The 25326-nt window shown below is 45.7% G+C and carries 25 protein-coding genes; 10 read left to right on the top strand and 15 right to left on the bottom strand.

Annotation, left to right across the window (positions count from 1 at the left end):
* Nucleotides 1-149: 149 nt before the first annotated feature.
* Complete coding sequence (ampD, locus tag AB6E85_RS24305) at nt 150-749, bottom strand: 1,6-anhydro-N-acetylmuramyl-L-alanine amidase AmpD (RefSeq protein WP_048605740.1); 600 nt, start codon at nt 747-749, stop codon at nt 150-152.
* A gap of 83 nt (nt 750-832) precedes the next feature.
* Here ampD and nadC point away from each other — a divergent pair, with 83 nt between their 5' ends.
* The 8 genes from nadC (at nt 833) to yacG (ending at nt 7923) form a co-directional block, all read left to right on the top strand.
* Nucleotides 833-1723: a carboxylating nicotinate-nucleotide diphosphorylase gene (nadC, locus tag AB6E85_RS24300; protein ID WP_048605742.1), complete on the top strand. Its 891-nt coding sequence runs from the start codon at nt 833-835 to the stop codon at nt 1721-1723.
* Between the two features lie 253 nt (nt 1724-1976).
* On the top strand, nt 1977-2393 hold the full coding sequence (locus tag AB6E85_RS24295; RefSeq protein ID WP_372144539.1) for a prepilin-type N-terminal cleavage/methylation domain-containing protein: 417 nt from the start codon (nt 1977-1979) through the stop codon (nt 2391-2393).
* Entirely contained in the window at nt 2394-4079 is a 1686-nt protein-coding gene (pilB, locus tag AB6E85_RS24290) for a type IV-A pilus assembly ATPase PilB (RefSeq protein ID WP_372144537.1), read from the top strand. It begins immediately after the preceding gene.
* Between the two features lie 15 nt (nt 4080-4094).
* Nucleotides 4095-5324, top strand: a complete 1230-nt coding sequence (locus tag AB6E85_RS24285; RefSeq protein ID WP_372144536.1) for a type II secretion system F family protein — start codon at nt 4095-4097, stop codon at nt 5322-5324.
* Nucleotides 5325-5390: 66 nt separating this feature from the next.
* Nucleotides 5391-6260 (top strand): A24 family peptidase, encoded by an 870-nt coding sequence (locus AB6E85_RS24280; protein WP_017058945.1) that lies wholly within the window; start codon nt 5391-5393, stop codon nt 6258-6260.
* A 2-nt stretch (nt 6261-6262) separates the two neighbouring features.
* Complete coding sequence (coaE, locus tag AB6E85_RS24275; RefSeq protein WP_061038637.1) at nt 6263-6877, top strand: dephospho-CoA kinase; 615 nt, start codon at nt 6263-6265, stop codon at nt 6875-6877.
* Between the two features lie 26 nt (nt 6878-6903).
* Nucleotides 6904-7644, top strand: a complete 741-nt coding sequence (gene zapD, locus AB6E85_RS24270) for a cell division protein ZapD (RefSeq protein ID WP_017063237.1) — start codon at nt 6904-6906, stop codon at nt 7642-7644.
* Between the two features lie 81 nt (nt 7645-7725).
* A complete protein-coding gene (gene yacG / locus AB6E85_RS24265; RefSeq protein WP_017106879.1) occupies nt 7726-7923 on the top strand; it encodes a DNA gyrase inhibitor YacG in 198 nt (65 codons plus the stop codon).
* Between the two features lie 309 nt (nt 7924-8232).
* Here yacG and rplS read toward each other — a convergent pair whose 3' ends face one another.
* The 5 genes from rplS to ffh form a co-directional block, all read right to left on the bottom strand.
* Nucleotides 8233-8586, bottom strand: a complete 354-nt coding sequence (gene rplS, locus AB6E85_RS24260; protein ID WP_004735514.1) for a 50S ribosomal protein L19 — start codon at nt 8584-8586, stop codon at nt 8233-8235.
* A 59-nt stretch (nt 8587-8645) separates the two neighbouring features.
* Entirely contained in the window at nt 8646-9386 is a 741-nt protein-coding gene (gene trmD, locus AB6E85_RS24255; RefSeq protein ID WP_019826347.1) for a tRNA (guanosine(37)-N1)-methyltransferase TrmD, read from the bottom strand.
* A 26-nt stretch (nt 9387-9412) separates the two neighbouring features.
* The gene (rimM, locus tag AB6E85_RS24250; protein ID WP_017063236.1) at nt 9413-9967 is read right to left on the bottom strand and encodes a ribosome maturation factor RimM; all 555 of its coding nucleotides are present in this window, start codon (nt 9965-9967) and stop codon (nt 9413-9415) included.
* Between the two features lie 24 nt (nt 9968-9991).
* Nucleotides 9992-10240, bottom strand: coding sequence for a 30S ribosomal protein S16 (gene rpsP / locus AB6E85_RS24245; protein WP_004410028.1), 249 nt, complete (start codon nt 10238-10240; stop codon nt 9992-9994).
* A gap of 212 nt (nt 10241-10452) precedes the next feature.
* Nucleotides 10453-11847, bottom strand: coding sequence for a signal recognition particle protein (gene ffh / locus AB6E85_RS24240; RefSeq protein WP_010435884.1), 1395 nt, complete (start codon nt 11845-11847; stop codon nt 10453-10455).
* A 200-nt stretch (nt 11848-12047) separates the two neighbouring features.
* Here ffh and AB6E85_RS24235 point away from each other — a divergent pair, with 200 nt between their 5' ends.
* On the top strand, nt 12048-12842 hold the full coding sequence (locus AB6E85_RS24235) for an inner membrane protein YpjD (RefSeq protein ID WP_372144533.1): 795 nt from the start codon (nt 12048-12050) through the stop codon (nt 12840-12842).
* A gap of 127 nt (nt 12843-12969) precedes the next feature.
* Nucleotides 12970-14241: an HlyC/CorC family transporter gene (locus AB6E85_RS24230; RefSeq protein ID WP_019825852.1), complete on the top strand. Its 1272-nt coding sequence runs from the start codon at nt 12970-12972 to the stop codon at nt 14239-14241.
* A gap of 97 nt (nt 14242-14338) precedes the next feature.
* Here AB6E85_RS24230 and luxS read toward each other — a convergent pair whose 3' ends face one another.
* The 9 genes from luxS to AB6E85_RS24185 form a co-directional block, all read right to left on the bottom strand.
* Complete coding sequence (gene luxS, locus AB6E85_RS24225; protein ID WP_017056597.1) at nt 14339-14857, bottom strand: S-ribosylhomocysteine lyase; 519 nt, start codon at nt 14855-14857, stop codon at nt 14339-14341.
* A gap of 24 nt (nt 14858-14881) precedes the next feature.
* Entirely contained in the window at nt 14882-15532 is a 651-nt protein-coding gene (locus AB6E85_RS24220) for a hypothetical protein (RefSeq protein WP_017629422.1), read from the bottom strand.
* A 10-nt stretch (nt 15533-15542) separates the two neighbouring features.
* Entirely contained in the window at nt 15543-17111 is a 1569-nt protein-coding gene (gshA, locus tag AB6E85_RS24215) for a glutamate--cysteine ligase (RefSeq protein ID WP_048612339.1), read from the bottom strand.
* A gap of 99 nt (nt 17112-17210) precedes the next feature.
* Nucleotides 17211-20069 carry a M16 family metallopeptidase gene (locus AB6E85_RS24210; protein ID WP_372144532.1) on the bottom strand — a complete coding sequence of 953 codons (2859 nt, stop codon included), beginning with the start codon at nt 20067-20069 and terminating at the stop codon, nt 17211-17213.
* A 9-nt stretch (nt 20070-20078) separates the two neighbouring features.
* A complete protein-coding gene (locus AB6E85_RS24205) occupies nt 20079-20540 on the bottom strand; it encodes a YqaA family protein (protein WP_372144531.1) in 462 nt (153 codons plus the stop codon).
* Nucleotides 20541-20546: 6 nt separating this feature from the next.
* Nucleotides 20547-21500: an NADP-dependent oxidoreductase gene (locus AB6E85_RS24200; RefSeq protein WP_372144529.1), complete on the bottom strand. Its 954-nt coding sequence runs from the start codon at nt 21498-21500 to the stop codon at nt 20547-20549.
* A gap of 172 nt (nt 21501-21672) precedes the next feature.
* Complete coding sequence (locus AB6E85_RS24195) at nt 21673-22803, bottom strand: sodium ion-translocating decarboxylase subunit beta (RefSeq protein ID WP_019825842.1); 1131 nt, start codon at nt 22801-22803, stop codon at nt 21673-21675.
* A gap of 9 nt (nt 22804-22812) precedes the next feature.
* Nucleotides 22813-24597: a sodium-extruding oxaloacetate decarboxylase subunit alpha gene (gene oadA, locus AB6E85_RS24190; protein WP_048612342.1), complete on the bottom strand. Its 1785-nt coding sequence runs from the start codon at nt 24595-24597 to the stop codon at nt 22813-22815.
* A 31-nt stretch (nt 24598-24628) separates the two neighbouring features.
* Nucleotides 24629-24886: an oxaloacetate decarboxylase subunit gamma gene (locus AB6E85_RS24185; protein ID WP_004741884.1), complete on the bottom strand. Its 258-nt coding sequence runs from the start codon at nt 24884-24886 to the stop codon at nt 24629-24631.
* Nucleotides 24887-25326: the final 440 nt, after the last annotated feature.

The following is a 25326-nucleotide window of genomic DNA, read 5'->3' as shown; positions in this document are numbered from 1 at the left end:
TTTGATAAGTTCGTCACACTCTCAATTTATTGATGCGCTTCTCTTCACCACTTTCTTTACATCGCAACAACAAAAATTCACAAGTCATTATGATAGGCGTTGACTATTCAACGCCCACCAGCGGTAAGGCCATCGTCAAAAACGGAGGCTTAATGTTTGAGATTTTTTTTAAACTTCTGCCAATCGAAGACCAAGCCAGGGTCAGTTTTACGCAGAGGCGCTATATATTGATGGCCAGTGATACGTTCGCTGGTGATTTGAGGGAACGTCGATACTATCGTTTCTGTTAATTGGGCAAGCGCTTGATACTGCTGCTCGCTATAAGCCACAAAGTCACTGCCTTCCAGTTCAATACCAATCGAATAATCATTACACCTTTCACGCCCTGCAAAGCTCGACTGGCCAGCATGCCAAGCTCGGTCTAAGAAAGAAACGAACTGCACCACTTCCCCATCGCGACGAATCAAACAGTGCGCCGATACGCCCATTTGGTGAATCACCTGAAAAAACGGGTGTTCCGACGGGTCTAGCTTGCCCGTGAAAAACTGTTCTATGTAAGGTCCACCAAATTGACCCGGAGGCAAGCTAATGTTGTGAACCACCAGCAGAGAGATATCGTCGGCACTCGGTCGAGCATCAAAATACGGAGAAGGAACATGCCGAGCGTTGTCGTACCATCCGTTGGAGCTGATCGTCATCTTGGTCTCACTTTCTTTTCTGCTAGCACAATAAGATGTGACCTTGCCCATAGAGCAGTCGCGCTAGCCTCTTTAATTTGAAGTTAAGCAAGAGTATCATTCCATTCCCACTCCCTTTCAAGATTAGATTTGCGATGAAAAACACACATAACAGCCACCAACGCCTTGACTACTTAAAAGAGCAACTGCCTCTAGAGATCACTCGTGCAGTCGCTGAGACCATCAAAGAAGATCTAGGTGGAACGTTAGATCCAGCGGCTGATATTACGGCAAGTCTAATCCCTACAGACGCAATCAACAGTGCAACCATTATTACCCGTGAACACGGCGTGTTCTGTGGTAAAGCTTGGGCTGACGAAGTGTTTAAGCAACTGGGCGGTGAAGTGACTATCGAGTGGAACGTAGAAGATGGCGACAAGGTTGAACCAAACCAAACGCTTTGCACGCTAACTGGCCCAGCTCGCGCGCTATTAACGGGTGAGCGTAACGCAATGAACTTCATTCAAACGCTATCTGGCTGTGCGACTACTACAGCTATCTACGCAGACAAAATCAAACACACTGAATGCCGCTTGTTAGATACTCGTAAAACGATTCCTGGCCTACGCAGCGCACTGAAATACGCGGTAGCTTGTGGTGGCGGTTTCAACCACCGTATTGGTGTGTTCGATGCTTACCTAATCAAAGAAAACCACATCATCGCTTGTGGTGGCATTGAGAAGGCTATCTCTACAGCAAAAGAGCTGAACCCAGGTAAGCCAGTGGAAGTGGAAACCGAAAGCCTAGAAGAGCTAGAGCAAGCGATCAGCGCTGGCGCAGACATCATCATGCTAGACAACTTCACCACAGACATGATGCGTGAGGCTGTAAAAATCAACGCAGGACGTGCAGCACTAGAAAATTCTGGTAACGTGACGCTAGACACCATTGCTGAGTTCGCTGAAACGGGCGTTGATTACATCTCGGTAGGTGCACTGACTAAGCACCTTAAAGCAATGGATCTATCAATGAGATTCAAAGCGTAATTGTCTGAATAATAAATAATTTATGTAAAGGCACTGTTTATAACGGTGCCTTTTTTATTGCCTGAATTATCAGTATTTCAAACCGTTATTTAAGTTGATCGCATAAATTTGCGCGCTATATGAAACACTACACCAATAAATACCAAACCACTCGCGACCACACCTGAACACCATTCCACTCCCCCATCTCAACTTCTATTCTTTCCATCAACCAGTGCCTGCACTGAAACAAACTAAAGAATGGAATTAGACAATGAATAACAAGAACAAAAGAACGAACCAGAAAGGCTTTACTCTGATTGAGTTGATGATTGTGGTGGCAATTATTGGTGTGTTGTCCGCGATTGCTGTTCCTGCATATAAGGATTATGTGTCAAAGAGCGAACTAGCCTCTGGATTTGCCAGTGTAAAGTCCATAATTACTCCAGCAGAGCTTTATATACAAGAAAATGGTTCTTTGTCTGGAGCCCAACCAAGTGATTTAGGTGTGTCTGCCGGCGCTAATAGTTTAGGTACTATTAGAGTTACAAATACAACGATTACCTTTACTCACGATGATGGCGCTGTAACTGGTTCTGTATTTACATACACTAGAGACTCCAGTTCGGGATGGACGTGTGCTCTAGCCCCTGTACCCACAACTCTTGAGGCGCCTAAAGGCTGCTCATAAATGCTAACCAACCTCCCAACCGTTCTCCGTCAGGCTGGCTTACTTAGCCTGACTCAAGAGCAAGCTGTTGCGGAATATGTACAAGCTTCAGGTATTTCGACACCTGAAGCTTTGCTCGTTCTCGATTTCTTCAGCGGTGAGTCCTTAGCAAACAACATTAAAACCATCTTCGGCTTACCGTTAGTACAGCTCGTCCATACAGACTATGAAGGCTTATGCGACCAACTAGGGCTTCGTGAACTGATAACCAAGTATCGTGCTATACCGATTTCAGTCTCTAGCTCGACTCTCACACTCGCCTCCGCCGACCCGACCGATTTACAAGCGGAAGACGACTTTCGATTCGCGACAGGGCTGCAGATCGAATTGGTTGTCGCCAACTACTCAGAACTAGAAGGCGCAATACGAAAGCTGTATGGCCGTTCGATTTCCGGGCAAGACTCTAAACGCAAAGAGATCACCCAAGATGAACTCGCTAATCTTGTTGAAGTGTCAGACGACGAGATAGCGTCGATAGAAGATCTTAGCCAAGACGATTCCCCTGTCAGCCGCTTTATCAATCAAATACTGGTTGATGCGGTGCGTAAAGGTGCATCAGATATCCATTTTGAGCCCTACGAAGAGCACTACCGAGTACGACTGCGTTGTGATGGCATCCTTGTTGAAATACAACAACCCGCTTCCCATTTAAGTCGCCGTTTATCTGCTCGTCTGAAAATACTCTCCAAGCTTGATATTGCCGAACGTCGCTTGCCTCAAGATGGTCGTATTAAACTGCGTCTAAATAACGACTTGGCAATTGATATGCGTGTATCAACGCTGCCGACCTTATGGGGTGAAAAGATCGTTCTTCGACTGCTTGATAGTAGTGCGGCCAATCTAGATATCGATAAGTTAGGTTACACCGAAGATCAAAAAGCACTCTACCTCGATGCCCTGAAACGCCCACAAGGTATGATCTTAATGACAGGACCTACCGGCAGCGGAAAAACCGTCTCCCTTTATACAGGCCTTCGAGTGCTTAACACTACGGAACGCAATATCTCGACAGCTGAAGACCCAGTGGAGATTAACCTGTGTGGTATCAATCAAGTACAAGTAACACCTAAGATCGGCTTTGGTTTTGCTGAAGCACTGCGATCATTTTTACGACAAGACCCTGATGTTGTGATGGTTGGAGAGATCCGCGACTTGGAAACCGCAGAGATCGCGATCAAAGCATCGCAAACCGGTCACTTAGTGCTTTCGACACTGCACACTAATTCCGCCGCAGAAACCGTCACTCGACTCGCTCATATGGGGATAGAACCCTTTAACCTCGCCTCATCATTGAGTTTGATTATCGCCCAACGACTGGCAAGACGATTGTGCAACTATTGCAAAGAAGTTGACGACTCGCCGGACATATTTCTGCGTCACTCGATTCCTAACAGCCAAACAATCTACAAAGCGAACCCTCAAGGGTGTAATGAGTGTAACCAAGGTTATTCGGGGCGAGTGGGTATCTATGAAGTGATGCCGTTTAGCGAACAACTGAAAAATAGTCTGATAGACAAACCTAACGCGTTAGCGATTGAAAACTTGGCACGTCGAAAAGGCATGAGAACTCTGCAAGAGTCAGGGGTAGATAAATTGCTTGAAGGCACCACCAGCTATCAAGAACTGCAACGTGTTCTGTACATATAAACCCATGGAGCACCAATGAGTAGCAAGTCCAAACAATCACAACTAAAAAGCTATCACTGGAAAGGCATTAACAGCTCAGGCAAGAAAGTGTCTGGGCAAACCTTAGCGCTCACCGAGTTGGAAGTACGAGAAAAGCTCAAAGAACAGTATATTCAGATTAAGAAAATCAAAAAGAAAAGTATTTCAGCCGTCACTCGTTTAACCCATAGAGTCAAAGCCAAAGACATCACTATTTTGACTCGGCAGCTTGCTACCATGCTCGCCACTGGTGTGCCGATCGTGCAAGCCATCAAGCTGGTGTCAGACAATCACCGCAAAGCAGAAATGAAATCGATTTTATCGCACATCTGCAAAGGTGTAGAAGCCGGAACGCCAATCTCAAAAGCGATGCGAACTGCAAGCCGTCACTTTGATGACCTCTATACTGATTTGGTTGCAACAGGCGAGCTCTCCGGTAACCTCGCACAAGTGTTCGAACGCTTAGCGACCTATCGAGAAAAGAGCGAGCAGTTAAAATCCAAAGTCGTCAAAGCACTGATCTACCCCGCGATGGTGGTCACCGTTGCACTGACCGTTTCTTATTTAATGCTGACTATGGTGATTCCAGAGTTTGAGTCGATGTTTTCTGGCTTTGGCGCCGACCTGCCTTGGTTCACCCAACAAGTACTCTACCTTTCCCATTGGATGCAGGCTTATAGCTTCTATGCGGCGCTAGGCATCGGGCTTATTGTCCTGATTATTTACCAACTTTGTCAACGTTCCCACTCGATCAGACTGTCTGTTAGTCGGCTAGGATTACGCTTTCCTGTTCTTGGTGGCGTATTAGCTAAAGCTTCTATTGCCAAATTCAGCCGAACCTTATCGACCAGTTTTAGTTCTGGTATTCCGATTCTTATGAGCCTCAAGACCACAGCCAAAACCGCAGGCAACCTGCATTATGAATCGGCCATCATCGAGGTTCACCGAGAAACGGCTGCTGGCATGCCGATGTATATCGCAATGCGCAATACCAATGCCTTCCCCGAAATGGTGTTACAGATGGTGATGATTGGAGAAGAGTCTGGCAACCTTGATGATATGCTCAATAAAGTAGCCTCGATTTACGAGTTTGAAGTCGACAACACCGTCGACAATTTAGGCAAGATTCTAGAGCCACTGATCATCGTATTTTTAGGTACTGTTGTGGGTGGGCTTGTGGTCGCAATGTACTTACCGATCTTTAATCTTATGAGTGTGTTAGGATAGTTAAAAGCAACTAAACACCCATGAGCAGCAATCTCTGCTCACCTTGATTAAGTGGTAAAGGACACTATGGAAGTATTTCACTACTATCCTTGGCTATTCCCCGTATTAGCTTTCATTTTTAGCCTTCTTATCGGCAGCTTCCTCAACGTAGTCATACACCGTTTACCGATTATGATGGAACGCGAATGGCAACAAGAGTGCTCGGAGTATTTCTCTCAATATAAAATTCCAGCGCCAGAGGGAAAGTTTAATCTCAGCATTCCTCGCTCAACCTGCCCGAAATGCAAAACCCAATTAAGAATCGTCGATAATATTCCAGTGTTAAGCTGGTTATTCTTAAAGGGTAAGTGCCACAGCTGTGCTAATCCAATCAGTGCTCGCTACCCTTTGGTCGAACTGCTGACCGCAATACTTTGCACAATGGTTGCTAGCCACTTTGGTTTCAGTTACTACGCTATTGCTTTGATTTTTTTCACCTTCGCACTGATTACCGCGACCTTTATCGATCTCGATACTATGTTGTTGCCTGATCAAATCACCTTGCCTTTGGTATGGTCCGGTATCGCTTTAGCACTGTTTAATATCAGCCCAGTATCGCTGCAAGATTCTGTGGTTGGCGCAATGGCTGGCTACCTCGCTTTATGGTCTGTTTATTGGCTGTTCAAATTGCTAACAGGTAAAGAAGGCATGGGTTACGGTGACTTCAAACTCCTGGCTGCACTTGGTGCATGGCTTGGTTGGCAGCACCTACCGATGATCATCCTTTTATCTTCGCTCGTAGGCCTTGTGTTTGGTTTGATTCAACTTCGCCTGAAACAGCAAGGCATCGATAAAGCCTTTCCATTTGGCCCTTACCTTGCAATTGCGGGTTGGGTAAGCTTGATGTGGGGTAACGACATCATGGGTTGGTATTTCACTTCTGTACTAGGAATTTAACCATGGCAATCATTATCGGATTAAGCGGTGGTATCGCCAGTGGCAAAACCACGGTCGCTAACCTGTTCAATCAGCATTTTAATATTGATATTGTTGATGCTGATATCGTGGCACGTGAAGTGGTTGCGCTGGGCAGTGACGGTTTAAAACAGATTACAGAACACTTTGGTGAGTCTATCTTGCTTGAAGATGGAACACTCAATCGAAGTCGACTGCGTGAGCTGATCTTCTCAGATCCTAAAGAGAAGCAGTGGCTCAATGATCTCCTTCATCCCATGATCCGTGACAAAATTGACAGTGACCTGTCTAAAATCACATCCCCGTATGGTTTATTAGTTGCACCGCTATTGGTAGAAAACCAAATGCAAGGCATGGCCGATCGCGTATTAATTGTTGATGTGCCAGCAGAAGTGCAAATAGAACGTACGATGAGTCGTGATAATGTTTCTAGGGAACAAGTTGCATCAATTTTAAAATCACAGGCTTCAAGAGAACAACGCTTAGCAGTTGCAGATGACGTGATTAAAAACCATACTAAAAACCAAGAACTTTTGCCTCAAATCACAGATTTACATCAAAAGTATCTGGCAATCAGTGCTGTAGATGGGTCAGAATAGAACAATGTTGAATGAAGGTTTGCTCGATGATCACCCATAAATTTGAACATCCTCTAAATGAGAAAACACGCATCTACTTAAGAGTCGAATCACTCTTGAGGCAGCTACACTTGTCTTCTACATTTTCCGATGCTCAACAGTATCAACTCTTTTTCCGTTCCATCTTTGATCTGATTGAAATCTTCGAACAGATCCAACTCAAGAGCGAACTCGCAAAAGATATTGAGAAGCAACGTGTAACCTACAAAAGTTGGTTGGATGTTGAAGGTGTCGATCAAGAGATGCTGACATCACTGCTTAATGACATTGGTAACATCTATCGTGATCTGATGCAGGCAGAACGTTTTGGCCAGTCACTTAAAGAAGACCGCTTCCTAAGTGCAATTCGCCAACGCTTTAATCTTCCAGGTGGCTCATGCTGCTTTGATTTGCCCGCACTGCATTATTGGCTACATCTTCCTCTTGATAAGAGAATGAGAGATGCTAAAGCTTGGATGGATAGCCTACAGCCTCTGTATGAAGCGCTAACACTGTGGTTGAAGCTCACCAGAGAAACGGGTCACTTCAAAGAGCAAATCGCTCGTGCTGGCTTCTTCCAGAGCGATGCAGATGAAGCGAATATCCTTCGTCTTTCTATTCCGATGCAATACGGTGCCTACCCGATGATCTCAGGTCACAAGAACCGCTTTGCTGTTAAGTTCATGAGCTTTGAAACGGGGCAAGCCTGTACTCAAGACATCGAATTTGAATTGGCGATCTGCACCTAATTAATTTCCTTTTATAGTTTGGCTTGAGTCCTCACTCGAGCCTAAACTCACTATTATTACCCCCTCAAATTAAGAATCACTATGTCGAAGAAAATCACCATCGTTAAATGCCCTCAATGTAATACTGACGTTGAATGGGGCGAACAAAGCCCGCACCGCCCGTTTTGCAGTAAGCAATGTCAGATGATTGATTTCGGTGAATGGGCAGACGAAGAGAACAGCATCGCTGGTGCTCCAGACATGTCGGATAGCGATGGTTGGTCGGAAGATCCGTACTAAGCGAGTAGCGAGTAGCGAGTAGCGAGTAGCGAGTAGCGAGTAGCGAGTAGCGAGTAAATTTTGAAGGGTTGGCGTTTAACGTCAATCCTTTTTTATTGCCGATAGTTTGGTGTTTACTGAAAGAGATTCCCTATTCCTTCCTTCGTCAGTCTAGGGAATGACGGTTAAATATGAGTTTCGGTCTGGTTCGTCATCCTCAAGAGTGAGGTACGAGCGAATTGGGGATCTCTTACCTGATAAGCTCCAAATAACAGACACAAAAAAGCGGAGCCAAGTGGCTCCGCTTTTATCGATAGAATGCAAAAAGAATTACTTCTTAGTAAGCTTCTCTTTAATACGAGCTGACTTACCAGAACGCTCACGTAGGTAGTACAACTTGGCACGACGTACTGCACCACGGCGTTTAACTTCGATGCTATCAACCATTGGAGAGTGAGTTTGGAACGCACGCTCTACGCCTTCACCGTTCGAGATCTTACGAACTGTGAATGCAGAGTGTAGACCACGGTTACGAATAGCGATTACAACGCCTTCGAAAGCCTGTAGACGCTCACGGTCACCTTCTTTTACCTTAACCTGAACTACAACAGTGTCACCTGGTGCGAATTTAGGAAGGTCTGATTTTAGTTGCTCTTCTTCAAGAGCCTTGATGATGTTGCTCATTTGTATAAATTCCTAGAATAAACTGATACTAAATTTAATAGGTTACTGCTTGCTTTTCGTTAAGAGCGTTGCTCTTTAATGAATTCAGCCAGTAATTGTTCCTGTTCGTCAGTCAGAGCTAGGTTTTCCAGGAGTTCTGGTCTTCTTAGCCAAGTTCGGCCCAACGATTGTTTTAATCGCCAGCGACGAATGTCCTTATGGTTTCCAGACTTGAGTACCGATGGCACATCTTTATCGTCTAGCACCTCAGGGCGCGTATAATGGGGACAATCTAGCAAACCATTTGCAAAAGAATCTTCTTCTGCTGAAGCGAAATCTCCAAGTACACCCGGAACAAACCGAGATACTGAATCAATCAGCGTCATGGCTGGCAGTTCGCCACCCGTCATCACAAAATCCCCAATCGACCATTCTTCGTCAACTTCAGATTGAATGATGCGCTCATCTACCCCTTCGTAGCGACCACAAATAAGAAGTAAATTCTCGTTTGTTGCCAGCTCTTCAACACCTTTCTGGTCGAGTTTACGACCTTGAGGTGAAAGATAGATAACTTTCGTCTTTCCCGGTGCTGCTTGCTTGGCCGTTTTGATAGCGTCGCGCAAAGGCTGAACCATCATTAACATGCCAGGACCACCACCGTAAGGTCTGTCATCAACAGTGCGATGTTTATCATGAGTGAAATCACGAGGATTCCATGTCTCAATAGATAAAAGACCTTTTTTAACCGCTTGACCTGTTACTCCAAAATCAGTAACAGAACGGAACATTTCAGGAAAAAGGCTAATAATGCCAACCCACATGTGTTCTCTCGCTCTGTAATTTGGAGTTAGAATCCAGGATCCCAGTCAACTTCGATCCGGCGAGCTTCGCGATCAACTTTCTTGATCACTTGCTCTTCAAGGTACGGTACTAACCGTTCCTTTTGGCCAAAAGCATCTTTAAGATTTGCTTTGATTACTAGAACATCGTTCGAGCCAGTTTCTAATAGGTCAGTGACCTCACCAAGGTCGTAACCTTTAGTGGTAAAAACTTGCATACCGAACAATTCGCGCCAGTAGAATTCATCTTCTGACAATTCAGGTAACGAAGCAGGGTCAATAGCAATTTCAAAGTTAGTCATCAGTTGCGCGTCTTCACGAACATCTAATCCCGCTAGCTTACATACATAACCTTGGCCATGACGTTTCCAGCTTTCAACTTTGTACTCAACCCACTTACCCTTTAGGTTTAAATACCAAGGGCTGTAATCAAATATGCTTTCAGCATTGTCTGTGTAGGAGAACACTTTAAGCCAGCCACGAATACCATAGGTAGACCCAAGTTTACCCATGACAATTCTATTGTTTTGCTCGCTCATAGTTTCTTTACCCTTCATCGACATAAGCTATTTCTCTTTAAAAAAGAATTAAGCCGCTTTTTGAGCGTCTTTAACTAGCTTAGCTACACGATCAGATAGAGATGCGCCTTGACCAACCCAGTGGTTAACACGATCTAGGTCTAGACGTAGACCTTCTTCTTGACCTTGAGCAGTAGGGTTAAAGAAACCTACTTTCTCGATGAAACGGCCAGTTGCAGCGTTACGGCTATCCGCAACTACGATTTGATAAAATGGGCGCTTCTTTGCACCGTGACGTGCCAAACGAATGGTTACCATGTCGTCCTCTTTGCTTTCTTAATAAAATAATTAACCCCAAGTATAAGTAAATAGCTTGGGGTCTCGTGCCAAATTAAAGCCCCGGAATTTTACTCTTATTCCGGGGCAATGCAAGGGCTTTAGCTATTTTTTCACCAACATAGCTGCCGTACACTTTCTGTGACACGGCTAACACTATGAAAAGTAACGTAGCTAAAGCTTACATTTGTAGATTATCGACCAAACGGGTTAAAGCCACCACCCATTCCGCCCATACCTCCACCGCCGCCCATCATGCCTTGCATGTTGCGCATCATGCCTTTCATGCCACCTTTCTGCATCTTCTTCATCATCTTCTGCATTTGAGTGAACTGCTTAAGCATACGGTTTACATCTTGTACCTGTGTACCAGAACCAGCAGCAATACGCTTTTTGCGTGAGCCTTTGATTAGGTCAGGGCGTTGACGCTCTTTCATGGTCATAGAGTTGATGATCGCTTCCATTTGCTTGAACATCTTGTCATCAACTTTATCTTTAACGTTATCTGGTAGCTGAGACATGCCTGGAAGCTTATCCATCATGCCCATCATGCCGCCCATGTTTTGCATCTGACCTAGCTGTTCACGGAAGTCTTCAAGGTCAAAGCCTTTCTTCTCTTTGAACTTCTTAGCCAGTTTCTCTGCTTTCTCGGTATCAACGTTTTTCTGTAGGTCTTCAATAAGAGACAGTACGTCGCCCATACCTAAGATACGAGAAGCCACACGATCTGGGTGGAACGGTTCTAGTGCGTCAGTCTTTTCACCAACACCCAAGAATTTAATCGGTTTGCCTGTGATATGACGAACAGACAGAGCAGCACCACCACGCGCATCACCATCAACTTTCGTCAAGATAACACCGGTTAGAGGTAGCGCATCACCAAAGGCTTTTGCAGTGTTCGCAGCATCTTGACCTGTCATTGCATCAACAACGAACAGTGTCTCTACTGGTTTAATTGCAGTATGAAGCTCTTTGATCTCGCCCATCATCTCTTCATCGATAGCCAAACGACCCGCAGTATCGACAAGTAGCACGTCGTAGAATTTCTTCTTCGCGTGGTCGATTGCAGCGTTTGCAATATCAAGAGGCTTTTGATCAGCTGAAGATGGGAAGAAGTCTACGCCAACATCGCTTGCTAACGTTTCAAGCTGTTTGATCGCCGCTGGACGGTAAACGTCGGCAGACACAACCAAGACTTTCTTCTTGTCACGCTCAGTTAGAAGCTTAGATAGCTTACCTACCGATGTGGTTTTACCCGCACCTTGTAGACCCGCCATTAAGATAACGGCTGGCGGCTGCGCTGCTAGGTTAAGAGCCTCGTTAGACTCACCCATCACCGCTTCAAGTTCAGCTTGAACGATCTTAATGAATTCTTGACCAGGCGTTAGAGATTTAGAAACCTCAACACCCACAGCGCCTTCTTTTACGCGCTTAACAAAATCGCGGACAACGGGCAGCGCAACGTCGGCTTCAAGTAGCGCCATACGTACTTCACGCAGCGTCTCTTTAATATTGTCTTCGGTCAGACGACCTTTACCGCTGATGTTCTTCAGCGTTTTGGATAGACGATCCGTTAAATTATCAAACATAGTTTTCTCTTCGCTCAAAACTGCGACTATTACTGTGAGTATACATTAGCGCGGATTAGAGTCATACCCATTGTAGAGCGTTAATCATCCGTGCTTGTGATGTGAGACATTATTCACTTGGAATTGAATGAGGTTCGCCATAGCCCCAAAGAGCGATGCGAGGTATAATTCGCCAATTAGTAATCATTAAAATGGATACCATGGACAGTCTTATTGCGATCGCAGCAGCCTTTCTTTATACAATGGCGATTTCCACGATCATTCCAGGTCTCGTGCACCAAACAGGAATCCGTGTAAAGACGGTGTTTATCAGCGCATTACTTGCTCTAGCTTTCCATGCTTGGTTGCTTGGCGATTTGATTTTTAATGCCAGTGGCCAAAACCTCAGTATCTTGAACGTTGCTTCATTAATCAGTTTAATCATATCAGTGGTAATGAGCGGTGCGATGCTCAAAACCCGTCTGTGGTTTATCTTGCCCGTCGTTTATAGCTTCGCTGCGCTGAACTTGATGGCTGCCACTTTTCTTCCAAGCACCTTCATCAAACATCTAGAGAATGACCCAAAACTGCTCGTGCACATCTCTTTGGCTCTATTCTCATACGCAACGTTAACTATAGGCGCGCTATACGCCCTGCAACTTGCATGGCTAGATCACAAACTTAAAAAGAAAAAAGCCTTAGTGATAAACCCTAACCTACCTCCTTTAATGATGGTGGAAAGACAGCTTTTCAAGATCATTCTGATTGGTAATGGCTTATTAACGGGTACTTTGTTGACGGGTCTCATCTTCGTGCAAGATATGTTCGCTCAAGGAAAAGCACACAAGGCTGTGTTGTCTTTTATCGCTTGGGTTATCTACTCCATTCTTCTATGGGGTCACTATCAGAAAGGTTGGCGTGGACAGAAAGTCACTTGGTTCGCACTGGCCGGCGCCAGCATGCTCACATTAGCCTACTTCGGTAGCCGCTTCGTCCAGGAAGTCATCCTGAACTAGTCTGTAAAATAAAGGCAAGGTCTCACATACCTTGCCTTTAAAATATTGAGTGCAATACATTCAATTGACATCTCGACCATGTTCGGTCATAAATTAATCAAGATACACAAATAGGAAAAGAATAGTTTTGGACGACATATCAACGGGTATCTTATTTGCGCTACTCGCGTGTCTCATTGTAATTTCTGGTTATTTCTCTGGTTCCGAAACGGGCATGATGTCCCTGAACCGCTACCGTTTAAAGCACTTGGCCAATACGGGTCATAAAGGTGCCAAACGCGTAGAAAAACTTCTGAACCGCCCAGACAGATTGATTGGCCTCATTCTCATCGGCAACAATCTCGTCAACATTCTTGCATCTGCGATCGCGACTATTCTTGGTATGCGCATCTACGGGGATATCGGTGTGGCTATCGCTACTGGTACCCTGACTCTCGTGATCCTCGTATTCGCCGAGGTAACACCAAAAACCATCGCTTCTCTATTTCCTGAACGTGTCTCTTACGCGAGTAGTATCCTTTTGATGATACTGATGAAGGTACTGTCACCATTGGTGATCTTAGTGAACTTCATTACCAACGGCTTCATTCGTATCTTAGGCGTTAAAGCCAGCCATGATGCAACCGACCACTTGAGCTCAGAAGAGCTTAGAACCGTGGTAAATGAAGCAGGTAGCCTGATCCCTCAACGTCACCAAGATATGTTGGTGTCTATTCTGGATTTAGAGCACGTCACCGTGAACGACATCATGGTGCCGCGTAATGAGATTACCGGTATCGATATCAATGACGACTGGAAATCGATCGTTCGTCAATTGACTCACTCGCCTCATGGTCGCGTAGTACTGTACCGTGACCAGATAGATGAAGTGGTTGGTATGCTTAGGCTGCGAGAAGCTTACCGCCTGATGCTTGAAAAGAACGAATTCAATAAAGAGACCCTGTTGCGTGCCGCAGATGAGATCTACTTTATTCCTGAAGCGACGCCACTCAATATTCAACTGCTTAAATTCCAACGCAACAAACAACGCATTGGCTTGATCGTAGATGAGTATGGCGATATCAACGGCTTGGTTACATTAGAAGATATTCTAGAAGAGATCGTAGGTGAGTTTACCACCTCAATCGCCCCAAGCTTATCTGAAGAGATTACTCCGCAAAGCGATGGCAGCTTCTTGATTGAAGGAAGTGCCAATATCCGAGACATCAACAAAGGCTTACAGTGGGCACTGCCTACCGATGGCCCAAGAACTCTGAATGGTTTGATACTGGAACACCTTGAAGATATTCCAGAGAGTCACCTCAGTGTTCAGGTAGCCAGCCACCCAATGGAAATTGTTGAGCTTGAAGAGAACCGCATCAAACTAGTGCGTGTGTTCCCGCAGATTGTTAACGGCTAACTGAGTTACCACTGAAGCTCACTTAAACAAAAGACCCGGTTCATTGAACCGGATCTTTTAGTATCTAACTCGCCCTATCTAGGGTGGCTATCAATGACTAGTCGATTTTAAGCTCTTGCAGCATAGACTCTGGCAGTGCCAGTTCATCATTCTTGTTTACAGAGATGCCTGCTGCAATTATCGCATTCGCGATCTCTTTCGCTTCATCCAAAGAGTGCATTGCTGCGGTACCACATTGGTATTCGTTCAGCTCAGGGATCTTATTCTGGTTCTCAACTTTCAGTACGTCTTGCATCGCTGCCAACCAACCGTCAGCCACTTGTTGTTCTGTAGGCGTACCAATCAGGCTCATGTAGAAACCCGTGCGACAGCCCATCGGTGAGATATCGATGATCTCTACATCTGAGCCGTTCAATTGATTACGCATGAAACCAGCGTATAGGTGCTCTAGAGTATGGATACCTTTCTCAGATAGGATGTCTTTGTTTGGCGCAGTAAAACGCAGGTCAAACACAGTGATGGTATCCCCTTTTGGGGTTTGCATTGTTTTAGCAACACGAACGGCAGGTGCGTTCATGCGTGTGTGATCAACAGTGAAACTATCTAATAAAGGCATTGCTCTTCTCCATGACGGCTGGCTTTAGAAAAACCAGCTTCGATTGTCTTCTAGTTCTTTGCGGCACTGTTTCAGCTGCCATCCATAATCTTTTGCTTGCTGTTCGACTTTGCGCGCCACCTTAATCAGCGATGGCTTGCTGTTGTATGACTTGCGCTTATAACCACCACGACCTTCATGATAAGCCAGATATTGATTATATGGGTCCCATAGTGAGATGCCCAATTGACGACGCGTCTCGCTGGTATACCAACCGATGAACATCAATGCATCATCAAAGTTGGTTCTTGAGCCACCGTTATTGGTCGCCTTTTGGAAATCTTCCCAAGCAGGATCTTGAGCTTGTGCATAACCGTAGGCACTGCTTACACGCCCCCACGGTATAAAGCCAAGAATGTAATCTTTAGGTGGGCGCGCATCATGACGATAGCTACTCTCTTGTTTCACAAAAGCCATCGCGACGTTAATCGGCGTGCCCCACTCTTCTTGCATATCCAAGGCATCTTCATACCATGAAGGGTGCTCTCGAAAGATGCTACACAAATTATCTTGCTGCTTTGGCGGTGGCGTTGCACACCCAACCAACAGGCTAGAGACAACACCAACAGTCACTACAGGTAACCATTTACTACTCACTCGAGTAGGCTGACCTAATAAGGCTTGCTTCCTTTCCACCAAAGTCTCGCTATGCTTTTAAATACGAAAAATAATCCGCTAAGAAGCTATCAAAATCTTGAGTGCTTGCTTCTTCACTTTGTTGCTGAGCAATCACAGAGCGTTGAACTTCTGCTTCCATCAGCTCAGCTGAATATACTTTGTATTGGTGCGCTTTGTGTTGCTGAGCATACGTTTTACCTAACGCGCAACCCACTTTACCTAAGCCACCTAACTTCTTAGTCTCTTCTAGCAACTGGCCAGAAATGGTCAGCTCTGGGTTATCAATCCAAGCTTCAAGCGTATCGCACGTTTCTTGGTATGCACGACCACCTTGTTCAGCGTCCATCATCTCGGCAATAGAGCGCAGATCTTTGAAGACACGCTTCGCCCAATCTTGCAGAGACAATCGCTCGCCATGACAACCGATTTGCAGCTCTAGACCAACCTGACGACCTTCTAGGATCACCTTGTTCCAGTTATCACGCCAGCATTCAAGCTCGCAGTTATCCATCTCTGCAGAGTCCGTTAGCACACTCCACGTTAGGAATAAGTCTAGGAAGCGAACTTGCTGCTCATTGATACCAATTGAGCTGAATGGGTTTACATCTAAAGAGCGAACCTCAATGTACTCAACACCACCGCGTGCCAATGCTTCAGATGGTTTTTCACCACTCTTCGCCACACGCTTAGGACGGATTGGAGCGTAAAGCTCATTCTCAATTTGCAGTACGTTGCTATTCAATTGACGGTATTCACCATCAACCTTAGTGCCAATCTCGGCGAATTCTTCTGATGGAGTGCGAATCGCTTGATTCAAACCTTCAAGGTATTGGTCTAGGCCGTTGAAACCAATCTTCAACACACTTTGCGCACTGTTGGTGTAGCCAAGATCGCTCAGGCGCAGTGCCGTTGCTTTTGGTAAGTACAGTGTCTCGCCAATCTTTTCAAAAGGCAGGCTTGTCTCTCTTCCTTTGATGAAAGAAGAACATAGCGCAGGTGAAGCACCGAAGAAGTATGGGATTAACCAACCAAAGCGGTAGTAGTTACGAATCAAACCGAAGTAAGCATCTGACTTAGATTCACAACGCGCTTCTTCAGTTTGCTCTCCAAACAGGCTATCCCAAAAGCTTTCTGGGAAAGAGAAGTTGAAGTGAACACCAGAGATAATCTGCATCAGGCTACCGTAACGACGTTTTAGGCCTTCACGATATAAGGTCTTCATCTTACCGTTGTTAGAGGTGCCGTATTGCGCTAGCTGAATGTAATCTTCACTGCCAACGTAACAAGGCATAGAAAGCGGCCATAGTTTTTCGCCGTCTAACTTGGTTTGCGTGAAGTGATGGATATCAGACAACTGATTCAAAAGCGTCGGAACGTCGTTAGAAACAGGCGTGATAAATTCCAGTAACGACTCAGAGAAATCGGTCGTTACCCATTCGTTCATCAACGCAGATCCCAAAGCCTCAGGGTGCGGCCCAGTAGCAAGGTGCCCATCTTCCGTGTAGCGTAATGTTTCCCTTTCAACACCACGACCAAATTGAGAGAAGGTCTTAGGGTTGGTTGCAACTTGCTTTAGTCGCGCAGCAAAATCAGTCAAAATTCAGTTCACTTATCTTATATTGTTCTGATTAGAACTATCATAAATTTGGTTGGAGGAGAAAAGTAGAGTCTCTTCCCTCCCCCTTTAATGTGTACTCTAACGAATGATTTCAAGCTCTTCTATTGGAATATCTAACTTTTCTAATTGCGGGCGAAGCGAAGTCGCGTCACCAACAACGATTATTTGATAATCATTCGGGTCAAACCATTTCTTAGATAGCTCGTTTAAGGTCTCTTTTGAAACCGTTTCAACTATCTGATTACGCTGTTGTAGGTAATCTTCATCAAGGCTCAATGCAACAATATTACTCAACAACCCAGCCTTTTGACTTGGCGTTTCGTATTTAAGTGCATCTTGTTGACCGACGGCAAGGCGCATAAATTTCACCTCTTCGTCAGTTAATCCACTCTGACTAAACTCATTCAGCTCATTAATAAACTCTTGAATCGATGGAACCGTCGCATTCGCTCTTACCTGCGCGCTAAATACCACAGCACCAGTTTCTCGAGTACTTGCGAAGTAGCCGCTTGCACCGTAAGTGTAGGCTTTGTCTTCACGTAGGTTCTGGTTGATACGGCTATTGAAGTTACCCGCTAAATTAAAGTTAGCTAGCTGACTCAAATACAGTTCACCCGTCGCATCAAACGGCAGGCCTTTACGAACCAAGCGAACAATGCTTTGCGGCGCACCCGGTTTATCAACTAAGTACAGGTGCTGACCAGAAAGCTCTTTGACGATCTGTGGACGCGTTAATGGTGCCGCATCGCCTTGCCACTCTTCAAAGAATTGTAGCTGTTTCCCTACCTCTTTCTTCGAGATGTCTCCCACAACAACAATATTGGCACCTTCTGGTGTGTAATGTTGCGCATAGAATTTTTTCACATCGTCTAAGGTCAATTTCGATAGAGATTCCTTAGTACCATCACTTGCGCGAGCAAAAATACTGTCACCAAACAGCACTTCACGGGTTGCTTGAGAAGCCATCCAACTTGGCTGCTGATGCTGATACACAACGCCTTCTAGCATCTGTTTCTTAACGCGCTCAAAAACTTGCTCATCGAACTTAGGCTCGAATAGAACCTCTTGCACAATCGCTAAGGTTTGAGGCAAGTTTTTCTCTAGCGCCGAGACTGAAATATCTGTGGTGTAGCTGCCTGCACTAATGCTCACACTGCTACCAAGTTTATCTAAGGTCGCTTGTAACTCTTCAACCGTTCGTTTTGTTGAACCTTCTTCCATCATCGAAGCCGTTAGGTTCGCTAGGCCTTCTTGCCCTTTACGAACATAACGCTCACCGGCTGGAAGTTGAATCTGTAGCTGTACGGTCGGTGTTTCACTGGTCACGGTACCAATCAAATCCGTACCGTTGGCAAAATGCATGCGGTACAAATCAGGCATCGTAGCTTCAACACCAAAGTTCACTTCTGGCATCACGCTGCGATCAAAGGTATTTGGTGCTTTTCTGAAATCCAGTTGGTCTTCCGTCACCTTTCTGTATTCAGGCAAAGTGCGTGGCGGCGTGGTAAAGGTCGCTTCACGAACCGCTAAATCGAGTTGCTTCTTAGGAACCACACTCAAGGTCACCTTGTGCTTACCTTCGATGAAACCTTGGTATGCCTTGCTCACGCTCTCAGGCGTCACCGCTCGGATTTGGTCGAGTTGTGATTCAATGCGATCAGGCTGACCATAGAAGGTTTGGTTAGACGCGAGTTGCGACACCTTACCTTTAACGCTTTGCAATGCAAAAACGGCATTCGCTTCTGCCATGCCTGTGATCTGGTCTAAACGCTCTTGTTCAACACCCTCTTTCGAGAATTGCTCTAGGGTATCCATCAGCTCTTTATTAAGAACCGTCAAATCACCTTTTTCACCTGAGTTACCCATCGCATACACATACATGGTACATGCAAGCTCAGCACAATCATGGAAAGATCCAGCGCTGACTGCTTTCTGTGTTTTTACGAGGTTTTGATACAGGTAGCTGTTAGTGCCTGACCCCAACACATTAGACAGTGCATTCAGGGAAGCTTGTGTCTCTTCACCACGATACGTTGTTGGCCAACCAACAAGCACCATCGGCTGACGAATATTGTCTTCTAAGGTGATGTATTTATCTTCTGTTAGCACAGCAGGTTGCTTCTCTGCCGCCTTAACTTCTGGGCCTTGAGGGATAGGACCAAAGTACTTGTTCACCCACTCTAGCGTGTCATCAACGTCGATATCACCACCAATCGTTAACACGGCATTGTTTGGGCCATACCAACGCAGGAAAAACGCTTTAAGATCATTCACATCAACACGGTCTAGATCTTCCACATAGCCGATTGGTTGCCATGAGTAAGGGTGACCTTCAGGGTAAAGCGCTTCGCCCATGCGTTCCCACATTAAGCCGTAAGGACGGTTTTCGTAGCTCTGCGCTCGCTCGTTCTTGACCGTGCCTCTTTGAACCTCAAATTTTTTCTGAGAAACTGCATCCAACAAGAAGCCCATTCGGTCTGATTCTAACCACAACATTTTCTCAAGCTGGTTAGATGGAACGGTTTCAAAGTAGTTAGTACGGTCACGGTTAGTCGTGCCGTTTAACGAGCCACCCGCTTCAGTAATGATCTTAAAGTGCTGTTGGTCACCGACGTTCTCAGAACCCTGGAACATCATGTGCTCAAAGAAGTGAGCAAAGCCCGACTTGCCTATCTCTTCGCGAGCTGAGCCGACATGATAAGTGACATCAACATGCACCAACGGATCGGAATCATCAGGGGAAAGAATAACGGTCAGGCCGTTTTCAAGCTGATACTTGGTGTAAGGAATCACCACTTTATCTTTAGAAGGCTTAACCTCTTCTAACAGAGTGACACCTTCAGGTAACGAGGAAAAGAAGGGCGTTGAGCTAGGTACATTGTAAGAACAGCCAGCAATGGCGATAAGAGAAAATGTACCAAGTAAAACCTTTTTCATAGGTTCTCCTTAGAAAAAACCGAAGTAGATAGCAGCAAGTAAGCTATAGCGAGCGGCTTTGCCAATCGCTATCAAAATAACGCTAGGGATGAATTTCATTCTTAGCCAGCCCGCCGCTAGACACAAAGGGTCACCAATGATCGGTAACCAACTAAATAACAGTGTCCAGTAGCCATAACGACTCAGCCAAGCCATAGCCTTATGACCATGCTTTTCATATTGAGTTCGATTAGGCAACCACAAACCAATCCAATAGTTAGTCAGGCCGCCTAAGGTATTGCCTAATGTCGCCACTAGAATGATCGATGAGGTTGAAAACTGATCTAAGCTCAATGCAGCCACAAGGCTAGCTTCTGAACCACCGGGTAGTAACGTGGCACTCAAGAAGCCACTAATGAAGAGTACCCACAGCGCCGAGTCCGAGAACCACAGCGCGATATTTTCAAAAAGGGAGTTAAAAAATTCTAACACTGCCTATCAACTTTCTTGCATTTTAAGTAGCACCTTGCCTCTGGTGTGTCCGGTTTCAACCTGCAGATGCGCCGACTGCGCCTCGTCTAACTGGTAGATACCTTGAATTTCTGTTTTGAGCAATCCGACACTGACCATGTAAAGCATAGTGTCCATTTGCTCAGGGTTTGGTTCAACCAGCATGCCTGATGCAGTAAAACCTAATAGTGTTGCTTTCTCACAGATAAGTTCTGCAGATAGAGTCGGCACAGTCACGACTCGCGCGCCATCTTTTAGGCACTTCAATGCATCAAGCGCGGTATCGCCGCCGACCAAGTCAATCAACACATCGACATCAGATACTCTTTCTGATGCTGGCGCAAACTTATAGTTAATCGCGTGAGCACCTAGCGTCGCAAGGTAATCAAGATTGGCTTCGCTGCAGGTGGTGTAAACCTCAGCTTTTGCTGCCACTGCAATTTGAACCGCAAGGTGACCAACGCCGCCCGCGCCCGCTAAAATAAGCACGCGGTCGCCTTCTTTCACTTCGGCTTTGTTGAGCGCTTGTGCCGCTGTTTGACTCGCGAGTGGTAATGCAGCTGCCGCTTCTAGAGTGACAGAATCAGGAACCATACTTAATGCAGTTTCTGGAACACACACATATTGGCTGTAGCCGCCACCTTGCAGTGGAAAACCAATAAAGCCAGCCACGTTATCACCAACTGTAAAACGTTCAGCCTGTTCGCCTAGCGTGACAATTTGCCCTGAAATATCGTAGCCAGGTACCCAAGGCAGGTTATCTTTGTTTTGTGCTGCCGCCCAACCAAGGCCCGCTCGGGTTTTGACATCAATCGGATTAATGCCTGAAAAGGAAACTTTAACCACCACTTCTCCAGCCTTCGGCTCAGGGATCGCACTGGTTTGAATACTTAGGTTTTCGACGCCGCCGAATTGAGTAATCGCAATCTGTTTATTTTCCATTTCCACATTTCCTTGATTGATAAAAGCCCTAGTGAGCAAGCACCCTAATTAATAAAAAGAAAGGGATGCGAAAGCATCCCTTTGACTATAAACCATTTAATAAGGCGAAGTTAACCGCTCATTCGTAAATTGACGACCAATTAACGTAACGATACATGACCCAGCAAAACCACTAGCCCACGAGAGCTAATAGAATACCCGCCGCAACCGCACTACCGAGTACACCGGCTACGTTCGGGCCCATTGCATGCATCAACAAGAAGTTCTGAGGGTTTGCCTCAAGACCAACCTTGTTCACAACACGTGCCGCCATTGGAACCGCCGATACGCCAGCTGCGCCAATCAGTGGGTTGATGTCCTCTTTCGAGAAGCGATTCAACACCTTCGCCATCAATACACCACCTGCCGTACCGATACTGAATGCGACCGCACCTAAGCCTAGAATACCCAGTGTTTCTAAGTTCAAGAACGTATCCGCTTGAAGCTTAGAACCAACCCCTAGACCTAGGAAAATAGTTACAACGTTAATCAATTCGTTTTGAGCGGTTTTTGAAAGGCGATCAACCACACCCGCTTCACGCATTAAGTTACCCAAACAGAACATACCAACTAGAGGTGTTGCTGAAGGTAGGAACAAAATCGTCATCAGTAGTACAGCAAGCGGGAAAAGAATCTTCTCTGCTTTGCTAACGTGACGAAGTTGAGCCATCTTAATTTTGCGCTCTTCAGGAGACGTTAACGCTTTCATGATTGGTGGCTGAATGATCGGAACCAAAGCCATGTAGCTATATGCCGCTACTGCAATGGCACCTAAAAGATCCGGAGATAGCTTACTCGCCAAGAAGATCGCAGTTGGGCCATCGGCACCGCCAATGATCGCAATTGACGAAGCATCGGCCATCGAGAACTCCATTCCTGGAACGTAGTTCAGCAAGATCGCGCCAAATAGCGTTGCAAAGATACCAAACTGAGCCGCAGCCCCTAGCCACAATGTTTTAGGGTTCGCAATCAACGCACCGAAGTCCGTCATCGCACCAACACCCATAAAGATCAGCAGTGGGAAAATACCTGTCTCAATACCAATGTAGTAAACGTAGTAGAGCAAACCGCCGGGATCAGTAAATCCAGCATTTGGAATGTTTGCTAATACAGCACCAAAACCAATAGGCAGTAGAAGTAACGGTTCAAATCCTTTACGAATTGCCAAAAACAACAGTAAGCAACCAACCAGCATCATACAGATCTGGCCGAACTCAAAGTTCGCAATCCCTGTTTCAGACCATAAGGTCATCAATCCTTCCATGGTACTCCCTTACGCTAAGCTTAGTAGTGGAGCGCCTACAGTAACTGCATCGCCTTCTTTAACATTCAATTCTTGAACGATACCACCACGAGCAGCACGAACTTCCGTTTCCATCTTCATCGCTTCTAGGATTAGCAGAACGTCGCCTTCAGCAACCTCAGCACCCGCCTGAACGTTTACTTTAAAGATGTTACCCGCCAATGGAGCTGGAACTGCTTCAGCGTCAGAAGCTGCCACCGGTGCAGCCTGAGCCGCTTGAGCAGGTTTTGCAGATGGCGCCACGGATGTCAGTTCACCTTGTGGGCCAACTTCAACATCGTAAACTTGACCATCAACCTTCACGCTGTAGCTTTCAATACCACCAGAAGCTTGTACAGGAGCTGCTGCAACTGGAGCCGCAACTTCTAGCGTTGGTGCAGGTTCAAATGCTTCAGGGTTACGACGGTTCTTAAGGAACTTAAGACCTACTTGTGGGAAGAGCGCGTAAGTCAGTACATCATCAACCGTATCTTCAGCTAGAGAGATACCCTCTGATTTCGCTTTCTCTAACAGATCCGTCGTTAACGTATCCATTTCAGACTTAAGTAAATCAGCAGGACGACAAGTAATCGGCTCTGCGCCATCCAGTACTTTCGCTTGCAGTTCAGCATCAACTTCAGCAGGTGCTTGACCGTATTCACCTTTCAGTAGACCAGCAGTCTCTTTCGTGATGCTCTTATAGCGTTCGCCCGTTAGGACGTTAATAACCGCTTGAGTACCGACAATCTGAGAAGTTGGTGTTACTAAAGGAATGTAACCAAGCTCTTTACGTACGCGTGGGATCTCTTCTAGCACTTCATCCATGCGATCGGCTGCGCCTTGCTCTTTAAGCTGGCCTTCCATGTTAGTTAACATGCCGCCAGGAACTTGAGCGATCAGGATACGAGAATCGACACCTTTCAGCTGACCTTCCCATTTCGCGTACTTTTTACGTACATCACGGAAGTAAGCTGCGATTGGTTCGATTTGGTCTAGTTTAAGATTCGTGTCGCGCTCTGTACCTTCTAACATCGCAACAACCGTTTCGGTTGGCGTATGACCGTAAGTACAGCTCATTGAAGAGATAGCGGTATCTAGAATGTCGATACCCGCTTCAACGGCTTTAACCGCTGTTGCAGTCGATAGACCGGTTGTCGCGTGGCTATGCAGTGCTAGAGGAACGTCACACGATGCTTTGATACGTGTAATCAGCTCTTCTGCTTCATACGGCTTTAATAAACCTGACATATCTTTAATACATAGTGAGTGACAACCTAGGTCCTCTAGGCGCTTAGCCAAATCAACCCAAGTATCTGAGTTGTGAACCGGACTGGTTGTGTAAGACAACGTACCTTGAGCGTGGCCACCAACGTCGATCGTTGCTTTCACTGCTTTTTCAAAGTTACGTACGTCATTCATCGCATCAAAGATACGGAATACGTCCATGCCGTTTTTATGGGCACGTTCAACAAATTTTTCTACTACATCATCCGCGTAGTGACGGTAGCCCAATAGGTTTTGACCACGCAGTAGCATCTGCATTGGTGTGTTTGGCATCGCTTTTTTCAGCTCACGCAAACGCTCCCATGGATCCTCGCCAAGAAAACGGATACACGAATCAAACGTCGCGCCGCCCCAAGTCTCAAGTGACCAGTAACCGACTTTATCCAGTTCTGCCGCAATTGGCAGCATATCTTCGATACGCATACGAGTAGCAAATAGTGACTGGTGCGCGTCACGAAGTACCACATCTGTGATAGCTAGTGGTTTAGACATGCTCATAAACTCCTTTTTAATCCTTTAAATGCTACTTAGCAGTAGACGCACGGTATTGATGAACCGCGGCCGAAATTGCTGCCACTACCTGTGGACTAACAGCTGAAGGGTTTGATTGTGATTTTTGAATTTTTTTAGGTGCTGCGATCGGCTCTGGTACTTCTTCTGGTACCAGTTTTGACATCAACCGAACGAGGTAAACTAGAATAGTTAGGAAAATAAAGACAACGGACATCCCCGTTATCATTAGAGTCGCCGCATCTCCTAGCAGGCTTCCAATATTAGTCATGTTGCTTCCTTTCTTCGTCATCCTGACATACGTACAGGATTTCAGCGAATAGTGATCCCGACCCATGGATTATCTCGATTGGTAAAAGTTTGTCAATTTTGTTTAAGGTTCTGTTACGGATAACGCACACATAAGGTTAATTATTCGCCTATCAGATCACATAAATCTGTCAAATACGTCATTTTTAGATATTTAAACTGTGACTTAAACGGGGCTTTTCTGGGAATTGATATGAGAAAGGTGGAATAACAAAGAAGCAATCAAGAACTACTTTAAATACAACAAGTTAAACAACGAACAAATTTAACATTGTCGCAACAAATTTACAGCAGACATAAAAAAAGCCTCGTATAAACGAGGCTTTTTTTTAATAATGTGGCGCGCTCTGGAGGATTCGAACCTCCGACCGCCTGGTTCGTAGCCAGGTACTCTATCCAGCT

This window comes from Vibrio sp. 10N.247.311.51 (assembly GCF_041467855.1).
Taxonomy (GTDB): Bacteria; Pseudomonadota; Gammaproteobacteria; order Enterobacterales; family Vibrionaceae; genus Vibrio; species Vibrio coralliirubri.
Note: the sequence above shows the minus strand (reverse complement) of the source record. Positions and strands in the feature narration are given on the sequence as shown.